This window comes from Bacteroides salyersiae WAL 10018 = DSM 18765 = JCM 12988 (genome assembly GCF_000381365.1).
GTDB lineage: Bacteria > Bacteroidota > Bacteroidia > Bacteroidales > Bacteroidaceae > Bacteroides > Bacteroides salyersiae.
The window spans coordinates 460,186-476,568 of record NZ_KB905466.1 but is presented as its reverse complement, the minus strand read 5'-3'; the positions used below and the strand labels follow the sequence as shown (position 1 = coordinate 476,568).

At 44.0% G+C, this 16,383-nt stretch carries 14 protein-coding genes and 1 tRNA gene; 5 read left to right on the top strand and 10 right to left on the bottom strand.

Features of this window, described 5'->3' with window-relative positions; translation table 11 throughout:
* Positions 1–178: 178 nt before the first annotated feature.
* A complete protein-coding gene (gene pflA / locus HMPREF1532_RS01855) occupies positions 179–904 on the bottom strand; it encodes a pyruvate formate-lyase-activating protein (protein WP_005924046.1) in 726 nt (241 codons plus the stop codon).
* Between the two features lie 26 nt (positions 905–930).
* On the bottom strand, positions 931–3,159 hold the full coding sequence (pflB, locus tag HMPREF1532_RS01850) for a formate C-acetyltransferase (RefSeq protein WP_021935498.1): 2,229 nt from the start codon (positions 3,157–3,159) through the stop codon (positions 931–933).
* 289 nt (positions 3,160–3,448) lie between these two features.
* On the opposite strand from pflB, the gene HMPREF1532_RS01845 reads away from it, so the two are divergent.
* Positions 3,449–3,533, top strand: a tRNA-Ser gene (locus HMPREF1532_RS01845).
* Positions 3,534–3,759: 226 nt separating this feature from the next.
* On the opposite strand, the gene HMPREF1532_RS01840 is transcribed toward HMPREF1532_RS01845, so the two are convergent.
* Positions 3,760–4,659, bottom strand: coding sequence for a helix-turn-helix domain-containing protein (locus HMPREF1532_RS01840; protein ID WP_025819263.1), 900 nt, complete (start codon positions 4,657–4,659; stop codon positions 3,760–3,762).
* A gap of 135 nt (positions 4,660–4,794) precedes the next feature.
* Here HMPREF1532_RS01840 and HMPREF1532_RS01835 point away from each other — a divergent pair, with 135 nt between their 5' ends.
* From HMPREF1532_RS01835 to HMPREF1532_RS01820, 4 genes are read left to right on the top strand one after another with little or no spacing between them, the layout of a single operon-like run.
* Positions 4,795–5,574 (top strand): MBL fold metallo-hydrolase, encoded by a 780-nt coding sequence (locus tag HMPREF1532_RS01835; protein ID WP_005924041.1) that lies wholly within the window; start codon positions 4,795–4,797, stop codon positions 5,572–5,574.
* Between the two features lie 33 nt (positions 5,575–5,607).
* The gene (locus HMPREF1532_RS01830; protein WP_005924039.1) at positions 5,608–6,072 is read left to right on the top strand and encodes a cupin domain-containing protein; all 465 of its coding nucleotides are present in this window, start codon (positions 5,608–5,610) and stop codon (positions 6,070–6,072) included.
* Between the two features lie 23 nt (positions 6,073–6,095).
* Positions 6,096–6,764 (top strand): radical SAM mobile pair protein A, encoded by a 669-nt coding sequence (locus HMPREF1532_RS01825; RefSeq protein ID WP_005924036.1) that lies wholly within the window; start codon positions 6,096–6,098, stop codon positions 6,762–6,764.
* A complete protein-coding gene (locus HMPREF1532_RS01820) occupies positions 6,761–7,636 on the top strand; it encodes a radical SAM mobile pair protein B (protein WP_005924033.1) in 876 nt (291 codons plus the stop codon). The genes HMPREF1532_RS01825 and HMPREF1532_RS01820 overlap by 4 nt, the downstream gene beginning before the upstream one ends.
* Positions 7,637–7,782: 146 nt before the next feature.
* On the opposite strand, the gene HMPREF1532_RS01815 is transcribed toward HMPREF1532_RS01820, so the two are convergent.
* The 7 genes from HMPREF1532_RS01815 to HMPREF1532_RS01785 form a co-directional block, all read right to left on the bottom strand.
* A complete protein-coding gene (locus tag HMPREF1532_RS01815) occupies positions 7,783–9,186 on the bottom strand; it encodes a hypothetical protein (RefSeq protein ID WP_005924028.1) in 1,404 nt (467 codons plus the stop codon).
* A 211-nt stretch (positions 9,187–9,397) separates the two neighbouring features.
* The gene (locus HMPREF1532_RS01810; RefSeq protein ID WP_005924026.1) at positions 9,398–10,354 is read right to left on the bottom strand and encodes a toprim domain-containing protein; all 957 of its coding nucleotides are present in this window, start codon (positions 10,352–10,354) and stop codon (positions 9,398–9,400) included.
* 212 nt (positions 10,355–10,566) lie between these two features.
* A complete protein-coding gene (locus HMPREF1532_RS01805; protein WP_044097440.1) occupies positions 10,567–11,643 on the bottom strand; it encodes an AAA family ATPase in 1,077 nt (358 codons plus the stop codon).
* 14 nt (positions 11,644–11,657) lie between these two features.
* Complete coding sequence (locus HMPREF1532_RS01800) at positions 11,658–11,966, bottom strand: DUF3853 family protein (protein ID WP_025820142.1); 309 nt, start codon at positions 11,964–11,966, stop codon at positions 11,658–11,660.
* Positions 11,967–12,190: 224 nt separating this feature from the next.
* Positions 12,191–13,234: a hypothetical protein gene (locus tag HMPREF1532_RS01795; RefSeq protein ID WP_005924019.1), complete on the bottom strand. Its 1,044-nt coding sequence runs from the start codon at positions 13,232–13,234 to the stop codon at positions 12,191–12,193.
* Between the two features lie 8 nt (positions 13,235–13,242).
* Positions 13,243–14,538, bottom strand: a complete 1,296-nt coding sequence (locus HMPREF1532_RS01790; RefSeq protein ID WP_005924016.1) for a PDDEXK nuclease domain-containing protein — start codon at positions 14,536–14,538, stop codon at positions 13,243–13,245.
* A 63-nt stretch (positions 14,539–14,601) separates the two neighbouring features.
* The gene (locus HMPREF1532_RS01785; RefSeq protein ID WP_044097404.1) at positions 14,602–15,885 is read right to left on the bottom strand and encodes a site-specific integrase; all 1,284 of its coding nucleotides are present in this window, start codon (positions 15,883–15,885) and stop codon (positions 14,602–14,604) included.
* Positions 15,886–16,383: the final 498 nt, after the last annotated feature.

Genomic DNA, 16,383 nt, shown 5'->3' with positions numbered 1-16,383 from the left:
CCGTGTTTGGAACTTTGGTTTCCTGTATTTATAAAAAGAAAGGAGGAAGCGGCGGCCTTCTCCTTTAGGTGTAGTTTAATTGAATCTATTTCATGATTACATCCGTAAAGATACGAACTTAAAATGTGTAAGTCAAGTCTTTTTCTTCTTTTTATTTCAGCTTGTCAGTCTTTTTATCTTAGTTTACCTGTACGGTTTTAAAGTACTCTCTGAATAGACCGGCAGCGCGTTCGGTCTGTTCCGGCGTATTCTCTTTGATTCCTTTCAGTTGATAGGTCTGTCCCATTGCTTCGTATTTATGTACGCCAAGGGTGTGATAAGGGAGTATCTCTACTTTCTGAATCATCCGGTAGTTTCCCAGTTGTCTGCCGAGTGCGCGGATGTCATCTTCAAAATCACTATATCCGGGCACTAATACATAGCGTAACCAAAACGGCCGTTCGTTTTCTTCCAACCAGGCTGCCGTACGCAATGTCTGCTCATTGCTTCGTCCGGTCAGTTTCCGGTGGTGTACCTGATTGAATTCCTTGATGTCCAGCAGTACGAGGTCTGTCAACTTCAATAATTCTTCTACATGCTCGTTCCATACTCCACCGTTGCTGTCGAGACAAATATTGATTCCCTCTTCTTTCAGCCTGCGGAACAGAGGTAATAATGCTTCCGCCTGCAAGGTGGGCTCACCTCCGGAGAATGTGATTCCTCCACGTTTTCCGAAGAAAGGTTTTTGGCTTACTGCCATACGAACAATCTCTTCCGGATTTGTGGAAGTTCCTCCCTTGGCGGCAATCGTATCCGGGTTGGCACAGTAGAGACAACGGAAGTTACAACCTTGTAGAAAAACGACGAGCCGAAGACCCGGCCCGTCGAATGTTCCCATACTTTCGTATGAATGTACGTTTATCATCTTCTTGATCGATTCAGTTTTTCACATTACATGCGTTCATGAAAACTGCGTGAGATAACTTCCAATTGATGCTCACGACTTAGTTTGATGAAGTTTACAGCATATCCGGAAACGCGGATGGTGAGTTGCGGATATTTTTCCGGATGCTCCATGGCGTCTTCCAGCATCTCGCGGTTCAATACATTTACGTTCAGGTGATGTGCGCCTTTGGTGAAGTATCCGTCCATCATTGTTACCAGATTCTCTATCCGGTCTTCTGCTGTGGCACCGAGTGATTTCGGGACGATCGAGAAGGTATTGCTGATACCGTCTTGTGAATCACGGTAACGCAGTTTGGCTACCGAGCTCAGAGAAGCAATCGCACCGTTTTTATCACGTCCGTGCATCGGATTGGCACCCGGAGCAAAGGCAATGCCCTTGGCACGTCCATCGGGAGTGGCACCGGTTTTCTTACCGTACATCACATTGGAGGTGATGGTCAACAATGAAAGGGTAGGACGGGCGTTCTTGTAAACCGGCAATTTCTTCAACTCCTCGCTGAAATAATACACAAGGTCTACACCCAGGTGGTCTACTTTGTCATTATCATTACCGAAGCAGGGGAATTCACCGTCGATGTCGAAACCTTCCGTCAGTCCGATGTCATTGCGACGGGCTTTCACCGTGGCATATTTAATTGCGGACAACGAGTCGATAGCAATCGAAAGGCCGGCTACACCATAAGCTAAGTTGATGCGCGGATTAGTATCGATGAGTGCCATTTGTGCTTTCTCATAATAATACTTATCGTGCATATAGTGAATGATGTTCATGGCATCGTTGTATACACGTGCTATCTGGGTCAGTACTTTTTTATAGTTAGCCATTACTTCTTCAAACTTCAGCACCTCGCCCGTCAACACCGGAATATCTTTTACCATTACCGTACCGGTGTTTTCACAACGTCCACCGTTGATAGCCAACAGCAGTGCTTTGGCAAGATTGGCACGTGCGCCGAAGAATTGTATCTGCTTACCGATTTCCTGATAGGATACGCAGCAGGCGATACCATAGTCGTCCGACTGACGTACTTCGCGCATCAGATCGTCGTTCTCGTATTGTACGGAAGAGGTGTCGATGGAAACTTTTGCACAGAATTCTTTGAAACCTTCCGGTAGGTCGGGGCTCCACAATACAGTCATGTTAGGCTCCGGTGACGGTCCTAAGTTGTATAGGGTTTGTAAGAAACGGAAAGAAGTTTTGGTAACTTTGGTACGTCCGTCGTTGAAGCGTCCGCCGATTGATTCGGTTACCCATGTAGGGTCTCCTGCAAAAATATCGTTGTAAGATTGCATACGCAAGTGGCGTACCATACGCAGTTTGATGACAAACTGGTCGATTAGTTCCTGTGCGAATGTTTCGTCAATCTTTCCGTGAGCGAGATCGTATTCAATATAAATGTCAAGGAAAGATGATACATTACCTAAGGACATTGCGGCGCCGTCCTGCTCTTTTACAGCTGCCAGATAGGCCATGTATACCCATTGAACGGCTTCTTGGGCATTGTATGCGGGGCGGCTGAGGTCGAGTCCGTAATATTCGCCCATCACTTTCATTTCTTTCAGTGCCTTGATTTGCTCTGCTACTTCCTCGCGAAGGCGGATACGGGCTTCAGTCATCGGGCCTGTCAGGTGTTTCAAATCTTCCTGTTTCGCTTCAATCAAACGGTCGATGCCATAGAGGGCCAGGCGGCGATAGTCACCGATGATACGTCCACGGGCATAGTTGTCTGGAAGTCCTGTAAGGAATCCCAATGAACGGAACGAGCGGATCTCTTCGGTGTATACATCGAATACCCCGTCGTTGTGTGTTTTACGATAATGAGTAAAAATATCTTTTACACGGTCGTCTACTTCCACACCGTTTTCATGACATGCCTTAGCCACCACATTGATTCCACCGAACGGTTTGATGGCACGTCTCAGCAGTTCATCTGTCTGCAGGCCGACGATTAGCTCATTTTCTTTGTCGATGTATCCGGCTTTATGCGAAGTTATTGTTGATACGGTTTTGTGGTCGAGTGATCGTACACCATTATTTGCCCTTTCTTCTTCGAGTGCTTTAAGACAGCAGTTCCACACCGCTTTTGTACGTTCGGTAGGGCCTTGCAGGAAAGAAGAATCTCCATAATAGGGAGTGATATTGTTGCTGACAAAGTCCCTCACATTGATTTCTTTGCTCCAAAGTCCGTCATTAAAGGTTTTATTCAATTCCATAATAAAATATTTAGTTAGTGGTTGGGGGTATCCATCTTCTTTAGAGCGTGCAAAGTTACAACCATTTTTCATATTATGGGTATAAATATTCTCCATTTTGTGTTTAATAGCATAAAATACCTATAAATAGGGAATGAGAATAAAAGATTATATCATTTTTTTTATGAAAACGTTTGGAGTTTTAGAATCTCTTTGTATCTTTGCACCGCTTTTAACGAAAAGCGCTTCTGATTTGAATTTAAACGAACAACAGATGAGGTTCGTGAGAAAGAGATGAAGAAGAAGTTTTGGAGAGGTGGCAGAGTGGTCGATTGCGGCGGTCTTGAAAACCGTTGTACTGCGAGGTACCCGGGGTTCGAATCCCTGTCTCTCCGCAATAAAGGGTGTAAATCAAGCATTTGCGAGATTTACACCCTTTTTTACACCCAAGAATGTAAAATTGGGTGTTTTTGTATTTTTTAAGATTCTTCAAAAGAATGTCAATTACAAAGCGATTGGTATTTCTATGGACTGGCAGAATGGACCTTTATGACGAAAAATATAGTTATTCAAAAAAATAAATATCTTAAATATGGAATTCATTTGCCAAATATGAAATTTCTATTCATATATTCCTCTTTTGTAATTCATTAGATATTGGGTAAAAGTCTTGCCTGTTTCTTTTTTGAAAAAACGCATGAGGTGACTGGGGTCGGAAAAGTGGAACTCGTCTGCCAGTTGGCTCACATTCAGATTGGAGAACAGTAGCTCATTTTTCAGCTCTTCCAAAAGACGTTGCTTGAGTAAGTGAATGGCTGATACACCAAATTGCGCCATGACAGAATTATTCAAGGTGATACGACTTACCCGAAGCATATCAGCATATTCTTGAACGCGCTGTGTCGTTCGGATATGTTTTTCGAGTAAGTCCTTGAATTTGAATGCGTAATTGTTTTTTGGCACTTCGACAGGTAGACGATAAGTTTGAGCGTATGCCCGGTTGATAATTACCAGTAGATAATAAAGCACTGACACAATGAGGTTGTAAGTGTCTACCACAGGATGTTGTAGTTCTTGTTTTATCTTTTTTAAGAGGCGCATATATTCCGTCAGCTCCTCCGGCTCGGCAAACAAGTAGGGCGGTGTATCAGTCTGATAATAATACAACAGCCGATATACGAAGAACTTGTCAGCAATGAACGTGCGCATAAAGTCTTCGCGGAAAATAAGAAAAGTGTAATCTAGTTCTACCTCGTTCACGTGCCATTCCTGTTGCTGGTGCGGCGACAAAAGCAGCACCATACCATCCCGTAACTCCACTTTTCGGAAGTTCAGCAACAAATATCCATTGGCACGACGAAAGAAATAGAAGCTGAAAAAATCTGTCTTAAACGCCTTATGCTCGGTCAAGACACCACAGATGTCCTTGCTTTCGCCTGTGTTAATGTAGAAGTCTACGCCACATTGCGTTTTATTGAACGGAACGCTTACAAGTCTTTCGGGATTGATTATAGCTTTCATCACTCTTGTTTTTGCTTTCTGCAAATATACATCATTCTTTTATCAAAATGGCATATATTCCTGTTTTTAAGGCATAGAGACATTGGGATATCCTTTCGAACTTTGTACCCGAAAAATAATACAAAACATAACATCATGAACGAAAAAGCAATTATTCGGTTGGTACGCAGTGCCACCTTGAAAATCAACTATGCAGGACATACCATTCTTATTGACCCCGTATTTGCCGACAAAGGAACCCTGCAATCAGCTCTCGGTGTATATAAGAATCCGAGGGTACATCTCGTAATGCCTATTAGCGACATTACTGAAGGTGTTGATATGGTACTGCTCACCCACAACCACATCGACCATTACGAACCAAGTGTAAAGCAGCATTTGCCGAAAGACATTCCTTTCTACACCCAGCCACAAGATAAGGCCGCCATCCTGAAAGATGGTTTCTCAAATGTAGAAGCGATTGAAGAGAGCATAACCTTAGGTCATCTGACCATCCACCGTGCTATTGGCCATCACGGTTTCGGTCAGATAGGCCAGATGATGGGACCTGTTTCGGGCTATGTGCTGATGTCCGAAGGGCTTCCGACTATTTATATCATGGGCGATTGCAAATGGGAAGAATGTACTCTTGCTACCGTGGAAAAGTATCGTCCTAATTATATTGTGGTGAACAGTGGCGGTGCGGTATTCCCCGAATTCTCTAAGACGGACGGTTGTATCATCCCCAATGAACAGGAAGTAATGGCGATGCTTGACACACTCCCCCCACACATCAAGCTGATTACCGTACACATGGATGCCATCGATCATTGCCAGACCACCCGTGCCATCCTTCGCAACGAAGCTCGCCATCACGGGACGGATATGAGCCGACTGATTATACCGGAAGACGGAGAAAGCATAACACTTAAATAACTGTATAAACAATCATTTCAAAATATTAGAAAGATGAAAAAGATTAGGAAAATCGCGGTAGAACAGAATTTCGCCGCGATCAGTGTCGGTAAGTTGAATGAACTGAATGAATACGAACTTCAGCTTGGCCCGGATGTGAAAATTCCCGGAAAAGTATTCTGCAGCACCGCTCTCGGAACTACGGGAAGCGAGTTTTCTTTCCAGTCATTCGCCCCGGGTACAGAAACCGGATTTCTGCATAGTCACAAGAGTCATGAGGAACTTTATTTTTTCCTCTCCGGTAAAGGTGAATTTCAAGTAGACGGAACAGTGTTCCCAGTGGAAGAAGGTAGCGTTGTCAGGGTATCTCCTGCAGGAAAACGAAGTGTCCGTAACAACGGAACGACTCCGCTCCTCATGCTCTGCATACAATATTGCAGCAATACATTCTCACAGGAGGATGCCACTGACGGAATCATACTGAAAGAACCGGTAAAATGGAAAGTCTCTCCGAAATGATTCTAAAAAGGAACTCTAAGCAGATGACTATCTGTATAAAATCCCTGATAAAGAATATGAACATAGTGGTAGGCTGCTCCATCGGGTGCAGCTACTGCTATGCCCGTAACAACTGCCGCCGCTTCCATATTACGGACGACTTCTCCGTACCGGAATATATGGTGCGAAAGCTGCGTATCATCGACACGCCCAAGCCTCACGTATGGCTGATGACCGGAATGAGCGATTTCTCCGATTGGAAGCCTGAATGGAATGCGGAAATATTCAGACGAATGAAAAGCAATCCGCAACACGCTTATATATTCCTTACGAAATGTCCGGACAAGATCAGTTTCTCTACAGATGACGAGAATGTATGGATGGGCGTGACCGTCACGCGCAATTCCGAAAAAAAGCGGCTAGACGATTTGAAAAGAAATATCAAGGCCAAGCACTACCATGTCACTTTCGAACCTATTTTCGATGAAATCGGCGATATAGATTTCGAGGGTATCGACTGGATTGTCATAGGTACGGAGACCGGACATCGGAAAGGCAAAGTGGATTCCCGTCCCGAATGGGTGCTTCACATTGCCGACCAAGCCCAAACACAGGGCGTCCCCGTGTTTATGAAAGAGGATTTGCTGCCTATAATGGGCGAAGAAAGGATGATTCAGGAACTGCCGGAACAATTTACAAAACGCTTACAATGAATACCGAAATAATCAAAGAAATAGACGTACAGAGCGTTATGACCAAATCCTCACTGCCGGTCGGAGGATATTCGGTCAACCCTTACGTGGGCTGTCCCCACGCCTGTAAGTATTGCTACGCATCGTTTATGAAACGATTCACCGGGCATACAGAACCGTGGGGTGCATTTCTGGACGTGAAGAACTGGAAACCGATAGCCAATCCGCACAAATATGACGGAGAGCGCATTGTGATAGGTTCCGTGACGGATGGTTACAACCCGTATGAGGAGCAATTTTGCCGTACCCACAGGCTGCTCGAAGAGCTGCGTGGGAGCAACGCCGAGATTATGATATGCACTAAGTCCGACCTTGTCCTGCGCGACCTCGACCTGTTGAAGCGTTTTCCCAAAGTAACGGTGTCATGGTCGGTCAATACGCTTGACGAGCGGTTTCGTACGGATATGGACAATGCCGTGAGCATAGAACGTCGTCTGAACGCAATGCGTCAGGTCTATGAGGCGGGCATCCGTACCGTGTGTTTTGTATCGCCCATATTCCCCGGAATAACCGATATGAAGGCGATTATCGAGAAAGTGAAAGGATATGCCGATTTGATATGGCTCGAAAACCTGAATCTGCGCGGGCAGTTCAAGGGAGGGATAATGACGTATATCCGTGAGAAGCATCCCGACCTCTTTCCGTTATACGAAGAAATATACAACAAAAAGAGGCTTGATTACTGGCAGGCATTGGAACAGGACATTTCCCAATACGCCAAGGCACAGGGGTTTCCATATAGAATAAATGATTTGCCTTACGGGCGCTCGGAAAAAGGCAAGCCGGTTATCGTAAATTATTTCTACCACGAAAAGATACGATTGACTAAATGAGGGAAAGATATTGACAATATGGTATATTAATAGTGAATAAGATATTCTTTTATTGCTTATTTTACTTTAGAATAGTTAGACAACTTAGATTTTGTACTATATATTACGATAGAAGTACAATCCATGATGAATTGTACTTCTCTATATTACATCCTGAATCCTCTGGATTTTTGTTCTTTCTGCACTGAGTTACGCAGATGCTGCTGTAACTTCTCCCATTGTTCCTTGAACCATTCGCTGATTGGCTGTTGGTTTATAGTCAGCATCAATTTATTCTTATCGATCGGGCTTCGTTCAATTTTGAAAATTACATTTTTTGTTTCAAATCTCTGTCTATATTCTTCGGAATAGATTTTTCCACTACATCTGAGAGCTTCCTTTTTGTATAAAAGAGAATCAACCATCCCCTTGGTAAAACCAGTGACATAGCATAATTTTTCCATTCTCAGCATTTCTTTGAGCAATGGGAACCAGCATAATGCTTTTTCGAGAATGGTATTCAATCGTGATATTTCCTTGTCTTTGGCTTCAAGTTCTTGATTGTGTATTCCTTGAAGATTACGAATTTGTCTGCCATGCTGTTCCTGTATTTGTTGTATCTGAATTTTCAATTCATCAGTAGCTTTGTCCCGTTTGGTAATTTCCTGATGTAGCTGCTCGATGTGATGTTCCAGTTCTTTCAGCTTACCGCTTCCGAAAAGAGAACCTACACTGCTGGTTATGGCTGTGGCTACATCGGTAGCTGCACTTTTGAGTTTGTCCGTACGTATCTCTGCTTTTACCTGTTTGAGTTCCTGCTCGGCGAGGCTTACCTGTTGCTCCTTGTGTCGCTTGGTTTCCTCTATACGTTGCAGTTCGGCTTTCTGCTTCTCAATGATAAAGTCGTTCCGTTCCAGATGCTCTTTACCTGTAACAGCTTTAGCCTGTCCACGTTCCATCAGGAGAATATCGGAAGCAAGGGTCTGCATGGTTGCCATATCCTCGTCATTGAGCTTTCGGCTTTTTCCAGTTTCATGGTTCATCCAGTCGAATACGACATGAGCATGATAATTTGGTTTGAACCATCTGTTACCGACTTGGAAGCTCTCCTTGTCTTCCGCTTCCGGCTGACCGTTCAGCCAATGCCCTTCGTCTTTGTGCAGGAAAATTTGTAGCGGAGTGATGCCCCAGCGTCTTTGACACTCTTCACCGAATTTGCGTACATCAGCCAGTGTGGTGTCCGGTCTGATAAGCAATATTCCTTCACGGATGGGTGAACATCCCGCCACCTTGATAATCTTTCCATTTTTTCCCTTGCGTTCCCTTTCCTTTTCCTGCATGGCACGTCCGGTCTTTTCCTTGACCATTTGCTTGATATTGTCATAATGAGTTCGCAGTTCGGGAGTGCCGAAGTCGGGATTTATCCACTGTTCGTTGTTGGTGGAAAGTTCGGGAACGACATAGATTCTGGACTCCCCGATGTTACGCATATACTCGGCAGTCCTTCGGTTGTGCGCCTCGCTCGATGCGATGTTGCAAGGCTTGATGTGTATGCTTGATTTTGTTGCCATAGCTTCTTTTCTTTGTTTACAATTGATTTACTTTGCTCGCTTTCGCAGAGGGGTTCTTAGGGGTAACCCATAAGCGGAGATTGCAAAGAGAGGGTCACTCTTTACTCGGGGTTCTCAGGGGTGAAACGCCTTGAGTGGGTCATTAGGGCAAAGCCCTAATCCCCTCGGGAGAGCCCACAACTACGAAAGCGGAGCGTGTAGTTATAGTGGGCTATAACCGGAAGCCGTTCTTCTTCTCCGGTGATTGGCTGCGCACCCCTTTGGCGGATTGAACTTGCCTTTTTCTTTCAGCCTGTTCCTGTAAATATTCGTTCAAGTCCTTGCATCCGCTGTAAGTCTGAGAAGCGTCACGGATGTATCGGTCTCTGCCGTATTCCTCACGGATTTGCCGGAGTGCTTCCATTCCTGCATGGTCGTTGTCGAAAAAGCAGTGGATGCGTTCGTAATTGCCCAACGGATAGAGAGCCTTGTTCACATTCGATACGGAATTCAATACGATGTAATCCTGTCCATCCAGCTCCGGATAATTCGGACAGTTCTCTTGTCTCAATGTCAGAAAGGAGAGGTAGTCCATAAATCCCTCGAACACATAACAGGTGTTCCTCGCTTTTCCCGACTGCCTGATGTGGGAGATTTCCTTTGGGGCGATGCAGCCCTTGAAATAGCGGTTGCGGATTTCATATCCACCCGAACCATTGGGAAAGGCGATGGCAAAGTACCGCTTGCCGTTGTGAGTGAAACGTGCTTCACTACATTCTCTTTTCGCCAGTTCTATGTTAATTCCTCTACCTTGTAAGTAGGCAAGCAGGGTAGGAGATGACAGCGGAACAATCTCCAACTGTTGGAAGCTCGGCTCGGAAGAGTTTTGCTTTCCAAAAGAGAAAGATACCGGGCGCACGTGCGGTGTCTGCTCTGCTATCCGTTTCAAGATGTAAGGTACATGGTCGGTAGCGTACAGGTGTGCAGCCAGTTCTATGATGCCACCACCTTTACCCAAACCGAAGTCATACCATTGTTCACGTTCGGTATTTACCTTGAACGAGGCTTCGGCTTCTTCCCTTAACGGTGATTTATACCACAGATTGACACCTTGTTGCTTGATGGGAGAATATCCTAAACTATGCAGATAATCCGCTATTCTGATTTGCTTGGCTGTCTGTATATCCATAAAATGATTGTTTTAGTAGTTGGTGAATTGGTTTATTTTTCTTTTTGCCCGTACCTTTTTAGGAAGTACGGTCTATAATCACTTCACTAAATTCTCGTATATATAGGATACGGTAATAAAGTGAAGTGATTTAGTCCCATTCCCCAAGCACTTCACTATATTCCTAATATATACACCCCGAGAATAAAGTGAAGTGATTGCAGGGAAATGGGCTAATAGTGGAAGTCAGGCATGAATGTGTATTTTCTGCCTGTCTCCTGCACTATCATCCGTTTGTTGCGAAGCATGGTGATGAGCGATACCGCCTTTTTATGGTTCAGCTTTACACCCACTGACATATAGGTCTTGATTAAGGCATCTTCCAGTTCCTTGTAGCCGTATTCCTCTTTCAGCCCGAAAACGGCTTCCAATGCGATACGGTGCTGCTGCTCGGTGATATGCCTGTAAGGGTCGAACTTCTCTTCTTCGGGTCTTCCCGGCTTCTTTGTTTCAGGTTTGTATCCCTCAATGAGTTCGGGAAGGGCTTTGTCGTTGATACGGAATGCGAAAGGCTCAAAGTCCATTGCCCGGATGTGAATGGCTGAAACATGGCTGATGTCACCGTTGCCCTTGTCCTTTTCTACCTGCAATACGGTTTCCGCCTTGTTGTTCAACTCCGTACCGATGTGCCCTCTTGCGTTCTCATCCCCTTTGTTCTGATGCAGTATCGTATGGATATGTATCTGCCTGTCGTCCGTCCACTGCATCAGCTTGGATATGATGCGTGTTGATTCACCGGGGCTGTTGATGTCATACACCATATCCCGTATGCCGTCTATAATTACAAGACCGATTTCGGGTGTATTGTAAATAGCCTGTTCCACAATCCTGATACGCTGCTCAGGCGTGTATTTTCTTAAGGCAAGAAATTCAAGATTCTCATTGTCCCTATCATCTGGCAAACCAGCCATTCGCAAAATGCGCGTCATGACTTTCAGACAATGGTAAGGGCTTTGCTCTGTATCAACATAAAGCACTTTCCGCTTATCTTCAGGCAGTTCAGCTACATACCGCAGCACTGTGCCATTCTTCAATGCAGCGGCTACGATAGCCGATACATTGAACGTTTTTTTACTTTTGGCTTTGCCGATGGATGCGCTGAAATTACCCAATGTCCCAATGACAGAATCATGTACTTTAAGGATTTCAGGTGCTTTCTCATAACTTTTCGACAAGCTCAAACGTGAGGCTTGCCAAAGGATTATGGCTTCTTCAGCCGATATTTCCTTAGTCTCTTTCATATAGTCCATAGCCATGTCTCCCGTTATTTCCGTCCTCCTGTTTTCTTTCCAGCCAGTTCAAGGGTAAGCTCAACATTCACGATAATCTTACGTCCTATCTGAGTGATTGCCTTGTCAATCTTTCCGCTTTTCTTGATACGGTTGGCGGTGGGTAGGCTGCACCCGAACAGTTTGGCTATGCCCAGTATTCCGTACACATATTTTCTTTCTGTGTCTGTAACGGGCTGTGGCTGCGTTTCCGTTTGACGGGAAGCGTGCTTGCTTAGGAATATGAACTCTTCACCTGTCATCTGCCAGACGGGTTTTGATAATAATTCTTGAAGATTTTTCATCGTTCAATCTATTTAGTCGTTTAACAATCAGCCCTGCGCACTGGCTGTTATCTCTGTTCTCGAACGATGCAAAATTAGGTAGGGTTGTAAGTGGTAAGGATGTGGTTGATACAAATGGAATATCTTGTTATTTATCTGAATATCAGATAATAAAAATACCACTCAAAAATTTAATTTGAGTGGTAAAAGTGGTTGTTTTGTAAAATGTCAGGGCATATCACAGATTATCGGAATATACCGTCCATTTCTTTGGCAAATTTCCGGTTGCTGTCACTGGGGAAATCGGAAACAGGCTCTTTGTACTTTGACTTGTAGTAGCTTTCCTCAATATCCAATATTTTCAGGATATTCCTCTTCCAATTCTCCCTGTCCTGTTTGGGCAGTTTTTCGCTCATCAGGAATATCAGATAGCAGGTACGTATTTTTTCTCTCGGTCTGATTTGGGGTTTGGTGTCGCTTGGTAGCAGGTTCATGCAGGTATAGAAATTATGTTCGGAAATATTCTCGAACTGTTCTCCCACGCAGGTTACATGAATGAGCGAAAGCAGTTCCATATTGAAATACTCAGTCTGTTTCGTTCCCAGCACTTCTTCCTGTATGTTGGGGGCGTTTGGTTCTTGTTTGGCTGGCTCTTCCGGCTCGTTTGTTTCATCAAATACATATTTCGCCAATGTCTCTTTGAGGTGGCAGCCCAGCCGATAGATTTCATTGAAACGGCTTTCTGCATATTGCAGGGCTTTCTCTCTGGTCTGTTTTTGCAGATCGTAGAGTTCGGTCAGCTTGTTTTTTTCCTCCTCGTATTCAGCCTTGAACCGTTCATATTCCATTTCCGCACGCTTTTCATCCTCTGCGGTGTGTTCCCGATAACCTATGGAATCGTATCGGTGGTATGCTTCGTTTAGCGGAGCATGGAGCTTGGTCGTCTTGTATTGCTGTTCTTCTATGGCTTCTTTATAGATTTCTGAAACTCGGAAGCAGATATTGTAAACGGTCTGTTCATCCGGCATACATCCTTTCTTGTAATAACTTATGTTTTCGCATACTTCCTTTTTCAGGCTGTTCAGAATCAGTGTGTATTGCTCCTGTGGAAGATGAAATACCAGTTCAAGAATGGCTGTTTCAAGAACCGTTACATCATTGTAGTCCAGATAGAACTTGGTAATGAATTTCTGCTTTTCAAAAGAGAAACCTTTATTATCAGACCAGTCTTTGTATATTCTGTTCAATTCTCCGTATCGGGGAATCAGCGTTGTAATTACATCTTTCATGGACGCAACTATTTTTGAGTGTTATTGTCTTTGTCAAGGAAAGAAGCCAGTTCTTCTTCCACTTCTTCCACGCTGGGCAACGCTGATTTCAGTTTCTCGGGAATCACTTTGCTCAATTGATAATCGCTGATGCCGATGGGCTGGTCGTAGCCTGTCAATGCGTATTGTGCCACAACTTCGTCTTTTCCCTTGCATAGCAACAACCCGATAGTCTTGTTGTCATTCTCTCCCCTCAGTTTATCATCCACCACATTGATGTAAAAGTTGAGTTGTCCGGCATATTCCGGCTTGAAAGGAGTGGCTTTCAATTCTATGACAATATATGCGTGCAACGGAATGGAATATAGAATCAGGTCGGCAAAGAAATCGCTGTTTCCTACTTGGAAGTGCTTCTGCCGGGCAACGAAGGCAAAACCGTTGCCCATTTCCAACAGGTAGCGGGTAACGTGTTTCACCAGCTGTTCTTCAATATCCCTTTCGTCTGCTTTTTCTTTGGCTCCTGCCAAATCAAAGATGTACGGGTCTTTGAGCAGGTAATTGGCAAGGTCGCTTTGTGGAGCCGGAAGTGTGGTCGTGAAATTGTTTACCTTGTTGTTGCTGATTTGTCGGCTATACAAATCACTGTCAATTTGCATTTTCAATACATTGCTGCTCCATCCCATTTCCACAGACTGCTTCATGTACCAGTAGCTTAGACCTAAAGGTAGCGAACTGTCAAGTATAGTCATTTGGCTTGTCCAGTTTATTTTGGCTATAGGAGAGGTCAAGAAAATTTCTTCTATTTCCCTGATTCCCATCCTGTAAATGGCAGAAACGGTTTTTCCCACATCTTCAAATTGCGCAGGAACCTCCTGCGTAATTGCTAACGATTGACAATCAATAGATTGTATTTGCGCAGTAAGTTCCTGCGTAAATTGTTTGTCATTCAGTTTCAATACTTCATTGGTCACACTCTGTATGGTTGGGACAGACAGTCTTGCATCCGTTTCTATGAAACTTTGCAACGCTCTTAAAGGATATGCCTTTGCAAACTGACACATATAGGTAAGGTTGCGTTCCGAATAGCCTTTCTTTTCAGGGTAATGCAGTCGGATAGCCTTTGCCAACTGCTTGATGATTTTGCTTCCCCATCCGTGCAGCTGCTGGTGATAAAGGATGTAATTGCCTACCTTCCAGTAATGGAACAGCATTTGTGCATTGGCTGCAACAATCAGCCTTACTTGTGCCTGTTCTATTTCCGAACCGACCGCTTGAATGAATGCATCAAAATTCGTTTTTTCTATGTTGGATTCCTTGTTGCTCATATTGTGATGATAATTTCTACAAATATAGTCATTGGTAACTATCTATGAAACTGTTTGATACTTTTATAGTTGATTAAATTTGTTCATGGCGTTTGCCTTAATATCATCCGCTATGTCAATGTAGGGTTTCATAGCCTTGTAGTCGCTGTGGCCCGTCCATTTCATGACCACCTGTGCCGGGATTCCAAGAGCCAGCGCATTGCAGATGAATGTCCTTCTTCCGGCATGGGTGCTTAACAAAGCGTACTTGGGTGTGACTTCATCTATACGTTCATTCCCCTTGTAGTAGGTTTCCCGTACAGGCTCGTTGATTTCCGCCAGCTCACCCAGTTCTTTCAGATAATCATTCATCTTCTGATTGCTGATGACGGGCAATGCCATGTGATTCTCGAAATGAACATCCTTGTATTTTTCAAGAATGGCTTTGCTGTGGTTGTTCAGTTCGATTATCAGGCTGTCCGCTGTCTTGACTGTGGTAATTTCGATGTGGTCGGATTTCACATCGCTTCTTTTCAGATTGCGAACATCCGAATATCGTAAACTCGTAAAACAGCAGAACAAGAAAACATCCCTGACACGTTCCAAATACTGTTTGTCATGCGGTATCTGGTAGTCTTTCAGCTTGTTCAGTTCATCCCAAGTCAGGAAGATTACTTTTTTCGAGGTGGTTTTCAGTTTCGGTTTGAATGTATCGTATGCAATGTTCTGATGATGTCCTTTCTTGAAGCTCCAGCGCAGGAACCATTTGAGGAATCCCATTTGCTTGCCGATGGTGCTGTTTCTCATATCCTTGGTATCACGTAGGAAGTTGACGTATTCGTTCAATCCAAACTCGTCGAAATAGTTAAACGTTGCATCCTCCTTGAACTCTTTGAGGTGGTTCCTCACTGCTGCAAATTTTTCATAGGTGGATGCCGTCCAGTTATTCTGGTTACCGCACTCTTTTACAAACTCATCGAACACCTCCCAAAAGCTGACAGGGGCTTCTTCCGGCTGTTCTTCGCTGGTGTCTTTCATTCTCATGTTGAAAGCTTCCTTCAACTGTTGGGTCGTTGGCATGACCTCCTGTACCTCAAATTCTTTGAAAATATTCTGGATTTCGGCATAGTATTTCAGCAAGTCCGTATTGATTTCGGCTGCACTTTGCTTTAGCTTGTTGGTACATCCGTTCTTTACCCGCTGCTTGTCTGCATCCCATTTGGCTACGTCAATCCGGTAGCCCGTTGTAAACTCGATGCGTTGGCTGGCAAAGATGACACGCATACGGATGGGTACGTTCTCTACGATTGGCACACCGTTCTTTTTCCGGCTCTCCAATGCAAAAATGATGTTGCGTTTGATATTCATAATTGGGTGCGTTTGAAATTCTACACCCAAATATACACCCAATTATTGAGATAGCAAAAGACATTTAGAAACATTTAGTTTTACTCTATATTGTAATTTACACTTGATTATCAGTTGTTTGCAGTTTTATGATATTTTGTGAAAGTATAAGTTCGAGAGCCTGTCTCTCCGCTGAAATAATAGAAATGTTTTCTAAATAGTCCTGTAAATCAATGATTTATGGGACTATTTCTTTTTGTGATAAGTTGTAGCATCTTCAAGAAAAAGACGTAGCAACTTTCCCAAAAAGATGTAACAGGTTTTAACGGAAAGATGTGCAGGTTTCCAAAAAAGATGTAGCATCTTTTTTCCGGTGAATGTTTTATTCTTTAGAATGTTGACTCTTCTGTATGTTTTTTCCCCCTTTCACCGGCTTCACCTTTTTTAATCAAATACCCTATTCATCGGCAGTACAGGGTGAAGGGCCGTTGCCACTTTCCGCTCTCTGTGTAAATACCT

Bases quoted from the DNA above. Each gene is read 5' to 3' on its own strand.
- HMPREF1532_RS01815 (WP_005924028.1), bottom strand. From the start codon at position 9,186: ATGGCAACAAAATCAAGCATACACATCAAGCCTTGCAACATCGCATCG.
- pflB (WP_021935498.1), bottom strand. From the start codon at position 3,159: ATGGAATTGAATAAAACCTTTAATGACGGACTTTGGAGCAAAGAAATC.
- HMPREF1532_RS01830 (WP_005924039.1), top strand. From the start codon at position 5,608: ATGAAAAAGATTAGGAAAATCGCGGTAGAACAGAATTTCGCCGCGATC.
- HMPREF1532_RS01810 (WP_005924026.1), bottom strand. From the start codon at position 10,354: ATGGATATACAGACAGCCAAGCAAATCAGAATAGCGGATTATCTGCAT.
- HMPREF1532_RS01825 (WP_005924036.1), top strand. From the start codon at position 6,096: ATGACTATCTGTATAAAATCCCTGATAAAGAATATGAACATAGTGGTA.
- HMPREF1532_RS01795 (WP_005924019.1), bottom strand. From the start codon at position 13,234: ATGAAAGATGTAATTACAACGCTGATTCCCCGATACGGAGAATTGAAC.
- HMPREF1532_RS01840 (WP_025819263.1), bottom strand. From the start codon at position 4,659: ATGAAAGCTATAATCAATCCCGAAAGACTTGTAAGCGTTCCGTTCAAT.
- HMPREF1532_RS01785 (WP_044097404.1), bottom strand. From the start codon at position 15,885: ATGAATATCAAACGCAACATCATTTTTGCATTGGAGAGCCGGAAAAAG.
- HMPREF1532_RS01835 (WP_005924041.1), top strand. From the start codon at position 4,795: ATGAACGAAAAAGCAATTATTCGGTTGGTACGCAGTGCCACCTTGAAA.
- HMPREF1532_RS01820 (WP_005924033.1), top strand. From the start codon at position 6,761: ATGAATACCGAAATAATCAAAGAAATAGACGTACAGAGCGTTATGACC.
- HMPREF1532_RS01805 (WP_044097440.1), bottom strand. From the start codon at position 11,643: ATGGACTATATGAAAGAGACTAAGGAAATATCGGCTGAAGAAGCCATA.
- HMPREF1532_RS01790 (WP_005924016.1), bottom strand. From the start codon at position 14,538: ATGAGCAACAAGGAATCCAACATAGAAAAAACGAATTTTGATGCATTC.
- HMPREF1532_RS01800 (WP_025820142.1), bottom strand. From the start codon at position 11,966: ATGAAAAATCTTCAAGAATTATTATCAAAACCCGTCTGGCAGATGACA.
- pflA (WP_005924046.1), bottom strand. From the start codon at position 904: ATGATAAACGTACATTCATACGAAAGTATGGGAACATTCGACGGGCCG.